2 protein-coding genes are annotated in these 2,141 nt (G+C 36.6%); both read right to left on the bottom strand.

The annotated features are described in order from the left end of the window. Positions 1-940 (bottom strand): ammonium transporter (locus AC1DPQ_RS25820; RefSeq protein ID WP_477611319.1); only part of this gene is annotated, 940 nt, incomplete at its 3' end. Between the two features lie 346 nt (positions 941-1,286). Then, positions 1,287-2,141 (bottom strand): tRNA modification radical SAM protein MnmL/YtqA (gene mnmL / locus AC1DPQ_RS25815; protein ID WP_477611318.1); only part of this gene is annotated, 855 nt, incomplete at its 5' end.

Genomic DNA, 2,141 nt, shown 5'->3' with positions numbered 1-2,141 from the left:
GTGTAATGGCTACCAAACCAACTACTGCACCGATACAAAAACCTAAAACCGAAGGTTTTTTACCTCTTGCAACATCAAAGAACATCCACGATAAACCTGCAGCACCAGCAGCCGTATTGGTAGTTAAGAATGCCGAAACAGCTAAGCTATTTGCACCTAATGCAGAACCTGCATTAAAACCGAACCAACCGAACCATAATAAACCTGTACCAATTAATACGTAAGGGATATTTGCAGGCGGAACTTCTTTATGCTCTAAGTGAGATTTTCTACGTTTTAAAACCAATGCGCCAGCCAATGCAGCCATACCAGCAGAAATGTGAACTACGGTACCTCCCGCAAAATCCAATACACCCATTTTAAACAAGAAACCTTGTGGGTGCCATGTCCAGTGGGCTAACGGAGAATAAACGAATATTGCGAATAAAACAATAAATAAGATGTATGAGGTAAAACGGATACGCTCTGCTACGGCACCTACCACTAAACCTGGGGTAATAATGGCGAACATTAATTGAAACACTGCAAATAAAGAAAGCGGAATGGTTAAGTCTGCTCCTCCCTGAAGATGTGGTGCTCCAGAATTTACACCTTTAAAGAACAAAAACGTTGAGGGATTTCCAATGAAACCACCAATGGTATCTCCGAAGGCTAAACTAAAACCTACTACTGTCCATAAAACTGTAATTACTCCTGCCGCTACCACACTTTTAATCATGGTAGATAATACATTTTTTCGGTGAACCATTCCACCATAAAAGAATGCAAGGCCTGGAGTCATTAAAAATACAAGCGCAGAAGCGATTAATATGAATGCAATATCAGGCCCACTATACTTGCCTTCATCAAAATTAGGAAGAAGTGGAATAAATAGAGCGAAAATTGCGACAATCATCAATATCGCAAAAGGCGCATACTGTTTAAAGGAGAATTTACTCATAGTTTTTAGTTTAATTTGTTTGTATTGTTTAAATAATTGAAATATGCTTGATTTATTTTTCTAAAAATACGACATATTGTAGTTTTTACACCATTTAATTGAAATATTTTAATAAAAACAAGTGATTTTTATAAAACAACACAAAAATTAACCTTAAAAATAAAAATACCAAAAAATACAGGGGATTTTAATACAAGTTTTTAATAAAAACAAAATCACATATTAACCATCATTTATATGATTTTACCCAAAATTTGTAAAATTTTGACTAAAAAAACCGATCATTAACAGAAAAACCCATGAAATTTCATGGGTTTTTAAAAAAATCGTTAAAAAATTTAACTTTTTACGAAAAATAAGCAGATCCTTGAACCACTCCTCTTTTTTCGATTTCTTTATCCATATAGGTTTGAATTGCCGATTTGTTAAGTCCCCAGTTAGGCGCAATCAACAAATCCCAATCCGAAATGCCAAAAAGCCGCTGAATAACAATATCCGGACGTAATAAAGGGATTAATTCGCAAAGTAAGTCGGTATATTCTTCTAGAGAAAACAATTTAAAGGGTTCCTTTTTATACTTAGCGCCCATTATCGATCCTTCTACAACATGAAGGTGATGGAACTTTACAAACTTGATTTGCGGAAAACGGTTAATTTCATGAATGTAGCCGTGCATCTGCTCGCGGGTTTCCCAGGGGAAGCCAAAAATGGTATGCACGCACAGATCGAGCTTACTATCTTTTAAAAGTTCTACAGCAGCAACAAATTCGCCATGACTGCAACCTCTGTTGATCTGATCGAGGGTTTCATCATAAATCGATTCCATGCCCATTTCTAAATCTACATCGAAGCGGTCGGTATAACTTTCTAACAAAGCTACCTTTTCTGCATCGATACAATCAGGACGTGTACCCACAGCAAAACCAACAATATCTTCGGTATTAATCGATAGCGCTTCATCATACATCATCTTTAAATAATGTACTGGTGCATAGGTATTGGTATTAGGCTGGAAATAAACAATATACTTATCAGCTTTATAAGAAGTTTTAGCCCTTAACATGCCTTCGGCAAGCTGATCTTTAATATTTGGATTTTTACGCGAAGGCTCCGGCGTAAAAGAATCTACGTTACAATACGTACAACCACCGTAACCTTTGCTCCCATCGCGGTTGGGGCAGGTAAAACCACCATCTACAAT

The sequence above is a fragment of the Pedobacter sp. 01T416_2 genome (assembly GCF_056398925.1).
The sequence above is the reverse complement of the archived record's forward strand: the minus strand, read 5'-3'. Positions and strand labels throughout refer to the sequence as shown.